This window comes from Paraburkholderia sediminicola, assembly GCF_046027825.1.
GTDB classification, from domain to species: domain Bacteria; phylum Pseudomonadota; class Gammaproteobacteria; order Burkholderiales; family Burkholderiaceae; genus Paraburkholderia; species Paraburkholderia sediminicola_D.
Genome location: NZ_JAQQDU010000168.1, coordinates 1 through 8,463, shown reverse-complemented (window position 1 = coordinate 8,463; position 8,463 = coordinate 1). Strand labels below are relative to the sequence as shown.

The following is an 8,463-nucleotide window of genomic DNA, read 5'->3' as shown; positions in this document are numbered from 1 at the left end:
GAGTTAGCAGGGGGCCAGGTTAGGTGGGCCACCGTCATTGCACATGCCCGCAAAACGTCAGGATAGGAGTCGCTCCCATGCCGCTCTACACCATCATCATTCAGGATGACGTACTCAACAGCGAGGCTAAGACCAGGCTCGCGACGGAACTGACGACCCTGCATTCCGACTATGCGGGTGTGCCGAAAAATTGGGTGCATGTCGTGTTTCAGGACTATGCGCCGGGCAGCGGGTTCACCGCTGGCGAACCCGCCGCCACTGCTGCGCTCACGCTTTTGATACGAACCGGCCGGTCACCTGAATATAAGCGGGAGTTGATGCAGCGTCTTTGGAAACTCCTTCAGGCCGCGACGGGCGCACCCGATGACCAGATTGTCATCGGCATTCAGGAGGTGCCAGCCAGTCAGGCAATGGAGATGGGGCAAGTCATGCCGGACGTCGCGAACGAATAAAGTAAAAGAGTTTGCAGCGCCCCCTCCGCGGTCAAACGGTCACGTTGACGGCGGCCGCGCCTAGGCCACTGTCTGCTCGTGCGCACGCGCGATATCGAGGGTCTCCTGGTGGAACGTCTCAAGCGACTTGCGGTGCGTGACACTGACAATCGCCGCGTTCGGCAATCGTTCCGTCAACAGGCGATACAGATGCACTTCGTTCTCCGTGTCGAGCGCACTCGTCGCTTCGTCGAGAAACACGTAGTCAGGCTTGTGCATCAGCACGCGTGCGACCGCTAGCCGCTGCTGCTCGCCGGGAGAAAGAATGCGCCACCAATTGTTGGATTCGTGCAATCGGTTAACGTAGCCTTCAAGCCGGCATAAACGCAACGCCTCGCAACATGCCTCGTCACTGAAATTCGCGGCCGCTGCGGGATAGGTAAGCGCAGCCTTCAAGGCGCCAGCCGGCAGGTAGCTCTGCTGCGGGATGAACATCATGTGCGCGTCCACAGGTGCGTCGATCGAGCCGTTTCCGAACGGCCAGAGACCCGCCAGCGCACGCAACAACGTGCTCTTGCCAGCGCCGGACGGCCCGCGCACGAGCCAGCGCGAACCGGGCTTGACGACGATGTCGCGTACGCTCGCGAGCGTCTCGCCGTCGGGCAGCGCAAGCGTGAGGTTGTGCGTGGCGAGCTGGCTCTCGTCGACATAATGCAGGTTGATGCCGCCATGCTCGGTGGCGGGCGACACGGACTCCTTCAGATGCGGCTGCTGCATGACGCGCTTGAACTCGCGCAGACGGTTAACCGTTGCGCGCCATTGAACGAGCGTGTCGTAATTGTTGATGAACCACGAAAGCGAATCGCTGACCGAGCCGAATGCGTCGGCGATTTGCATCAGGGTGCCGAAACTGAGCACACCTGCAAAATAACGGGGCGACGCCACGACGATCGGAAAGATCTCAGCGATCTGACCGTAGAAATTGAGCACAAAGCTGTAGCGCCGCGTGTACTTCATCACGCGCCACCAGTTTTCACGAATCCGGCCGAACAGATCCTGGGCGGTCGACGCCTCGGTACGCATACCGTCGTAGAACGCAATCTGCTCGGCGTTCTCGCGCAGACGGATCAGGCCGAACCGGAAATCCGCCTCGACGCGCTGCATCTGGTAGTTGATCGACACAAGCGGGTGACCGACCTTGTTGGTCAGGAGCGAGCCGGCAATCGCATAGGCGATGGCGGCCCAGAGCATGTAGCCAGGAATCTGGACGGGCGTGCCGCCAATCACGACTGCCAGCGCGCCCGCCGTGCTCCATAGGACGGTTGAGAACCACACGAGTGTTTCGAGCGTCGAGAGCAGGTCGAGTGTGAGCGAAAGTGTGGTGTTGGCAAATGACTCGAGGTCGACGGCAATCCGCTGGTCAGGGTTGTCGGTGAGGCGGTCGCGCTCGATGCGGTAGAAGGTGCCGTCGCCCAGCCATTCGTGCAGATAGCGCGTGGTCAGCCACTGGCGCCATCGGAAGCCAAGCATCTGGCGCAGATAGCGGTTGTAGACGGAAATCGCGACGAACGAGAATGCAAGCGCGCTGAATAACAGCATCAGCTGCGGGAAATCGCGCACGTTCCTGCCTTCCAGCGCGTTGTAGAAATCGCGATTCCACGTGTTCAACCGGGCGTTGATGCCGACCACGAGCAGGTCCATGACGATGATCGTGATCAGCAGGCCCCACGCGGTTCTGCGCTCCTCGGAGACCCAATACGGTCTGATCAGGCTCCACGCCGAGACGCGGTCTGATTGCACGGATGCAGGGCTGGAAGATGGGTTGCTCATGAACGCCGCCTAACGCGCAGTGAATGCGGACCGAGTGTACGGGGGGATTGTCCGATTCGCGCATGGGTGGCGGTCTTGAGGCAGCGTAGGTGAGCGCGCTTTCGAGCTTGGGCCAGGTGCATCCAGCAGACATGGGCATGATTGTAGGGCGCGATCCGTCCGGCCCACCGATGACCGTCGTTGTTGCACCGCATTCTTGCGAACCTCTCCCCGCTCGTCGTTCTCGAGCCCGATCCGGCCGACGGTCGCGCCCCGTCACACGAAGTAGGAAAAGTGTCCCCGAAATTCATACACTTATAAGCAGCCGGTCCTCATCCAGGCCTGCTTTTCCCGGGACGGGATTCGGCTCGATGGGTCAAATCTGAATCGGCGCTGACTGTCGAGGTGACCATCATGAATGGGCGTAGAGTGTGCCAGCTATTGCTGGTGTTGGCGGCCGTGGGTGCCAGCGGCGCAGCTATGGCCGGCAGAGGGGGCTGGGGCGGCGGCTACTATCATGGCGGCAGTTGGGGCGGTGGTGGCGGTGGTGGCGGTGGTGGCGGTGGTGGCGGCAGCGACTATCATGCCGGTGGTTGGGGCGGCGGCTACTATCATGGCAGTAGCGGTGGCAGTAGCTGGGGAAATAGCGGCTCCTATCATGGCGGTGGCTACTACAACGGCAGCTACTACCACGGCTATCACTACAACGGCGGCTACTACCACGGCTACTACTACCACGGTGGTTATTGCTGCGCCGGGGGCTGGTCCATTGGTTTCTATTTCGGCCCGGGATTTGTCTATTCCTATCCGTACCCGTACTACGCCTATCCGTTCCCCTACTACTATCCCGGCTACTACCCTTACGGGCCGACGGCGGTCGGTGTGTCCGCGCCGCCAACTCAGTACCTGGAGCAGCAGGATGGGCAAGCGGACGTGGGCGGCGGCCCCATGCCGCAAGCGGCCTCCTACTATTACTACTGCGTGAAGCCCGAGGGTTACTACCCGTATGTCAGGGCCTGCCCCGCCGGCTGGCAGAGGGTCCCGGCCCAGCCACCGGGCAGCTAATCGAAACAGCCGCGCTTTCCTCAAGCGCAAGCGCGATGAATGCCCGCGCTGCCGCGGTTCGATAGGCGCCTTTGCGCAGTAGCAGCGCAGCGGTCCGCTGCGGTAGCGCCGGCTCCAGGTGTACCAGACACAGTTCGCTGTGAGCACGCGCGATCGCGGCCGGTAGCAGCGTTGCGAGCGCGCTACGCTGCACGATCTCGATAGCCGCGCTGATCGAATTGACCTCCATTGCAATGCGTGGCGCGACGCCATTCTGTTGGCAATACCGATCGATGTACTGGCGGGTAGCAAACGCTTCGTTGAGCAGCACAAGCGCTTCGCTTTCGAACTCGCGAAGCGTCAATGCAGCGCGCTTCTTCGCATGCGGATGGGACTTGCCGACCACCATCGCCAGGGCTTCGACGAAAAGGACATGGGTCTCGATGTCGGGGGACTGCGTATCGCTGAACGCGATGCCGACATCGAGCGCATCTTCGTTCAACAACGTCTCCATCCGCTCCTGCGGCATTTCGAGGATGTTCAGCGTGAGGTTCGGATAGCGGCGGTTGTACTTCTCCAGCAACGGACCGATCAGGTAAGCGGTGAACGTCGGGGTCATGGCGACGCGCAGCGAGCCGCGGCTCAATTCCTGCACGTCGTGGATCGCTCGCCTGCCCGCCTCCAGGTCTTGCAGCGCGCGCTGTGCGTAGCGCACATAAGCCGCACCGGCGTCGGTCAACTGGATCGTCCGGCCGGACCGGTCGAGCAACTGCACGCACAGCGTGTCCTCAAGCTGCCTGATCTGTTGCGACAGCGTTGGCTGCGACACGTGCAGCGCCTCGGCCGCGCGCGTGAAATTGCGATGTTCCGCGACCGCCAGAAAGTAACGGATGTGCCGGAGCAGCATGGGGTCTCCCTCGAACTATTGGTGTTACCTATAGGGATAATAATAAACCGGTCTTTGACACTATAGTTCGAGCGGCACATTCTTCGTCCATCGGTTCGCAACAACCCCCGTGACTCACCCCGATGGAGCGAAACATGCAAGAAATCATTGACGGCTTCCTGAAGTTCCAGCGTGACGCGTTCCCGCAGCGCTCCGAGCTTTTCAAGCAACTGGCCACGAGCCAGCACCCACGCACCTTGTTCATCTCGTGCTCGGACAGCCGGCTCGTACCGGAACTCGTCACGCAGCGCGAGCCGGGCGACCTGTTCGTGATCCGTAACGCCGGCAACATCGTGCCGTCGTACGGCCCAGAACCGGGCGGCGTGTCCGCCACGATCGAATACGCGGTCGCCGCGCTCGGCGTCACCGATGTGGTGATCTGCGGTCACTCCGATTGCGGTGCGATGACGGCCATTGCTACCTGCAAGTGCATGGATCACATGCCGGCCGTGCGCAATTGGCTGCGCTACGCGGATTCCGCGAAAGTCGTCAACGAGGCCCGTGAGCACAGAAGCGAACGGGACCGGGTCGACTCGATGGTCCGCGAAAACGTGGTGGCCCAGCTTGCCAACATCAAGACTCATCCCTCCGTGCGACTCGCACTCGAACAAGGACATCTGGCCCTGCACGGCTGGGTGTACGACATCGAAACCGGCTCGATCGATACGCTCGACGGCACGACGAACCGCTTCGTTTCTCTCGCGGAGCATCCGCAAGTGTGTGCAACCCCGGCCCGACTCACCCTTGCTGCCTGAACCACGGCTTTTCAACTTCAGTCCATCTCAAGGAGCATGATCATGACGCAATCCCAATACAGCCAATTCCCCCGCGAAGCCCTGGCCGACGCGATCGTCGACGCGAAGGTCCGCAAGAACCTGACGTTCGAGCAACTCACCGAAGGCACCGGCCTCAGCCTCGCATTCGTCACCGCCGCGCTGCTCGGCCAGCATCCGCTGCCGGCGGACGCCGCCAAGGTCGTCGCCGACAAACTGGACATGGGCGAAGACGCGGTGCGCCTGCTGCAGACGATTCCGGTGCGCGGCAGCATCCCGGGCGGCGTGCCGACCGATCCGACGATCTACCGGTTCTACGAGATGGTGCAGATCTACGGTTCGACGCTAAAGGCGCTGGTTCATGAGAAGTTCGGCGACGGCATCATCAGCGCAATCAATTTCAAGCTCGACATCAAGAAAGTCGACGATCCGGAAGGCGGCTCGCGCGCCGTGATCACACTCGACGGAAAGTATTTGCCGACCAAGCCGTTCTGAGGCGGCACATGAGTCGTTTTTGCGGGAACGACTCCTTATATATTGATTCGGAATACACATTATTAAATTGACGCTAGGAAAACTTCAGGTATCCGATTTTCCATCTCCCGAACTATCCGGTTTCCTGGCGTCATCTCTCACCAAAGTTACGCTCCCCTCTTATAGAGCGCTTTCAACTGCGACAACTCTTCCATAAATTTACTCTTCAGTTCCTGCGGCCCTACGATCTTCAAATTTGAACCGTATCCCAGCAGCTTCCGCGCGCCGTGCTCGATGGATTCGATGGGCATCAAAAACTCCTTCCATCCCGATGGCACCTCCGCACTACCGGCACCCTGCAAAACTGGAACGGCTTTAATACGTGCGTTGGCCAACCAATTCTCGCCACGCTGCGACACGGCGATATGTGCCGTCAACCGATAAAGATCGGTCTCGTAGCGGTTCATGGCGTCACGCCAGTGCTTCGCCAGGTCAAATCGCGCAGGACGCTTGAAACGGCGGTGGGAGGACTTGAGTTCACTAATATTCGCCAGCCGAAAAGTCAGTGCGCCGGGCCTGCCCACCACCTTGGCAATCAGGTACCAGGTACCTCCCTTGAGCACCAAACCGAACGGCTCAAGTTCGCGACGGGATAAACCACGCCAACTTTCATACTTCACTTCGATTCGGTACGAACTCCACACGGCATCGGCGACTTCACGCAGAAATAACGGCGTCTCTTGCGCACGGTACCAATCCACAGTGTCAATGTGCAGTCGGCTGGCGACACGATCAGCCTGCTCGCGCGAGTCCGGAGGCAGGCTGGCAATCAGCTTTAGCCGCGCAGAGGTTGCCATGCCGTCCAAACCCAGTTCTGTCGCAGGTCCAGGCAAACCTGCCAGAAACAGCGCGTGCGCTTCGTGCTCCGTGAGTCCGGTGAGATCGGTACTCCAACCCTCGCGCAATTGAAATCCCCATTGCGGCCTCGATCCCCCCAGATGGGCACGCCAGCAGCGGAAAGCTGATCGATATCGCGCAAGATCGTCCGCTCGGAAACCTCCAGTGCTTCAGCCAAAGCCGGCGCGGTCATACGCCCGCGCGCTTGCAGCAGCATCATGATCGACAAAAGGCGGCTGGCTTTCATAAATGACACCTCAGCTCAAATACATGACATAAGGTGTCATGTTAGCGGACTTATTATCTGCCACATCCCTGATCTGCTCGATCAGTGCGAAGGTCAAACATGGACGAGAGCATTCACGAAAGGCAACTCAAGGTCGTTGAACTACGAGCGAATGAGCAGGTGTTGAAGGACATGGCGGTGTTTCCCGGCATCGCACGTTTTGACGAAGCTGGCCGTTCGAATCTATGGACGGTTGCGCCGCATGAAATCAATTGAGGAGAGACAAATGAAAATAATTTCCGGCCCCCTGAGCATGTTCGGCGCCAAGGTCGAGATCGCGGCGCACGAGAAAGGCATCGACTTCGAACTGGTGATGACTCCGTTTGACCAACTGCGCGGTTACGACCCCAAACATCCAGATGTATTGCGCGTCAATCCGAAGCATCAGGTGCCGGTACTGATAGACGGCAACCTGGAGATTTTCGATTCCACGCAAATATTTGAGTATCTTGAAGACCTGAAGCCGAATCCTGCCTTATGGCCGGCGCATCCAAAGGCGCGCGCCATAGCGCGTCAACTCGAACACTGCTGCGATGAAATCTATTTTCCCCACATTGTCCGACTGATGGGACTTGAAGATGCGCCGGATGATCCTGCGGCGCAGACGGCGCGCAACGAAGCGTTGCAATATTATCGACGCATGGAACGAGTTCTTTCGAATCGGGAATTTCTGGCCGAGACCTATTCCTATGCCGACATTGCGTTTTACATGGCGCAGTTGTTCGGCGCGCGCAAGGGTGCACCGATGACAGGAGAGACGCCCAACCTGTTGGCTTGGCGTGAACGGATGACCGCGCGTCCTGCCGTGCGAAAAGTTGCCGGTGCTATGGCAGGATATCTTGCCTCGATTGGAAGTGCGATCCCCGATTTTCTTCAAGGACTTGGCTAGCGCCCGTCGGCAAAGCAACTTCGGGTGTCCCAGTTCAACCCTTTCCGGTCCGTCGATTTGCTCGGTCACGCCCGAACCTTGTTCGATCATCGAAGGCAGCGGTGAGGACGCATCGATGGCAGGCTTTCTTAACTTGGACCCAGCACATACCCCATGATCGGTTGCAGAAAAATATGGGTGCTAACGTGAGCGATTTCTGCCGTTACAAAGCCATATCGCCAGTAAAGAAAGCCCCAAAGAATGCCCGCCAGGATAAATCGCACAACAACATAGAGCAGAAAAATTGGCGTTAAGTGCGGCGGATAAAACGGTGCTTCGTTTAGCAGCATCGGAATAGCCTGGGCGAGAACAATAGCGACCCAGTAAGCGGTCTTTGGAATATGTCCTTGCGAGTCCCGCCAAACAAGTCCCATCACCCACAGCGCGGCCGACATGAAAAAAAGTCGGTAAAGAATGTTCTCGTTGAACGCGCGCAGCATAAAGTAAAGCATGCGCTCCGACAGGGGATGCCCGGAAAAATAAGCAACGTAACCGGGCGGCAGCAACTGCCGGAATACAATGAGGTCGACGGTCGCGACGTAAAGTGCGACGAGCAGTCCGATGCCCAAAGCGACCGCAACGGGGTGACCAAGATCATGGGCAGCCAATCGAAGGCCGGTGCGCTGCGCGCAGAAAATCCCAACGGTGGCCAATGCAAGAAACAGAACGACGCGAATCCACGGCACACCGCCTGTGATCGCATTGAAGACAATATCAAAACCTGCCTGCGACGCAATCAACGCACCGGCGAGCAGAAGCGCGCCGGCCGGTAGCCAACTCGATCGAGGCGAACTTTCAGGGAGCGCGTGAATACTCATGGGGATGGAAACAATACCACGACTTGGTCTTTCGAAGCCGCTTGAGGCCAACGGCAG

General features: G+C 59.1%; 11 protein-coding genes. 6 read left to right on the top strand and 5 right to left on the bottom strand.

Annotation, left to right across the window (positions count from 1 at the left end):
* The first annotated feature begins 77 nt into the window (after positions 1-77).
* Complete coding sequence (locus tag PQQ96_RS40775) at positions 78-452, top strand: tautomerase family protein (protein ID WP_408302891.1); 375 nt, start codon at positions 78-80, stop codon at positions 450-452.
* 60 nt (positions 453-512) lie between these two features.
* On the opposite strand, the gene PQQ96_RS40770 is transcribed toward PQQ96_RS40775, so the two are convergent.
* Positions 513-2,261, bottom strand: a complete 1,749-nt coding sequence (locus PQQ96_RS40770; protein WP_408302889.1) for an ABC transporter ATP-binding protein/permease — start codon at positions 2,259-2,261, stop codon at positions 513-515.
* A gap of 393 nt (positions 2,262-2,654) precedes the next feature.
* Here PQQ96_RS40770 and PQQ96_RS40765 point away from each other — a divergent pair, with 393 nt between their 5' ends.
* Entirely contained in the window at positions 2,655-3,305 is a 651-nt protein-coding gene (locus PQQ96_RS40765; protein ID WP_408302887.1) for a hypothetical protein, read from the top strand.
* Here the strand turns inward: PQQ96_RS40765 and cynR are convergent.
* A complete protein-coding gene (cynR, locus tag PQQ96_RS40760; protein ID WP_408302885.1) occupies positions 3,250-4,191 on the bottom strand; it encodes a transcriptional regulator CynR in 942 nt (313 codons plus the stop codon). The genes PQQ96_RS40765 and cynR overlap by 56 nt on opposite strands.
* A gap of 134 nt (positions 4,192-4,325) precedes the next feature.
* Here cynR and PQQ96_RS40755 point away from each other — a divergent pair, with 134 nt between their 5' ends.
* Positions 4,326-4,985, top strand: coding sequence for a carbonic anhydrase (locus tag PQQ96_RS40755; protein ID WP_408302882.1), 660 nt, complete (start codon positions 4,326-4,328; stop codon positions 4,983-4,985).
* A gap of 42 nt (positions 4,986-5,027) precedes the next feature.
* Positions 5,028-5,498 (top strand): cyanase, encoded by a 471-nt coding sequence (gene cynS / locus PQQ96_RS40750; protein ID WP_408302880.1) that lies wholly within the window; start codon positions 5,028-5,030, stop codon positions 5,496-5,498.
* A gap of 146 nt (positions 5,499-5,644) precedes the next feature.
* Here cynS and PQQ96_RS40745 read toward each other — a convergent pair whose 3' ends face one another.
* Entirely contained in the window at positions 5,645-6,334 is a 690-nt protein-coding gene (locus PQQ96_RS40745; protein WP_408302878.1) for a helix-turn-helix transcriptional regulator, read from the bottom strand.
* A complete protein-coding gene (locus tag PQQ96_RS40740) occupies positions 6,313-6,621 on the bottom strand; it encodes a helix-turn-helix transcriptional regulator (protein WP_408302876.1) in 309 nt (102 codons plus the stop codon). Before PQQ96_RS40740 ends, PQQ96_RS40745 begins: the two co-directional genes overlap by 22 nt.
* Before the next feature lie 99 nt (positions 6,622-6,720).
* Between PQQ96_RS40740 and PQQ96_RS40735 the strand changes: the two genes are divergently transcribed.
* Together PQQ96_RS40735 and PQQ96_RS40730 are read left to right on the top strand one after the other, a co-directional pair.
* Positions 6,721-6,876 (top strand): hypothetical protein, encoded by a 156-nt coding sequence (locus tag PQQ96_RS40735; RefSeq protein WP_408302874.1) that lies wholly within the window; start codon positions 6,721-6,723, stop codon positions 6,874-6,876.
* 10 nt (positions 6,877-6,886) lie between these two features.
* Complete coding sequence (locus PQQ96_RS40730) at positions 6,887-7,549, top strand: glutathione S-transferase family protein (protein WP_408302871.1); 663 nt, start codon at positions 6,887-6,889, stop codon at positions 7,547-7,549.
* A gap of 128 nt (positions 7,550-7,677) precedes the next feature.
* Here the strand turns inward: PQQ96_RS40730 and PQQ96_RS40725 are convergent.
* Positions 7,678-8,463: hypothetical protein (locus PQQ96_RS40725; protein WP_408302870.1), on the bottom strand; the 786-nt coding region annotated here is incomplete at its 5' end.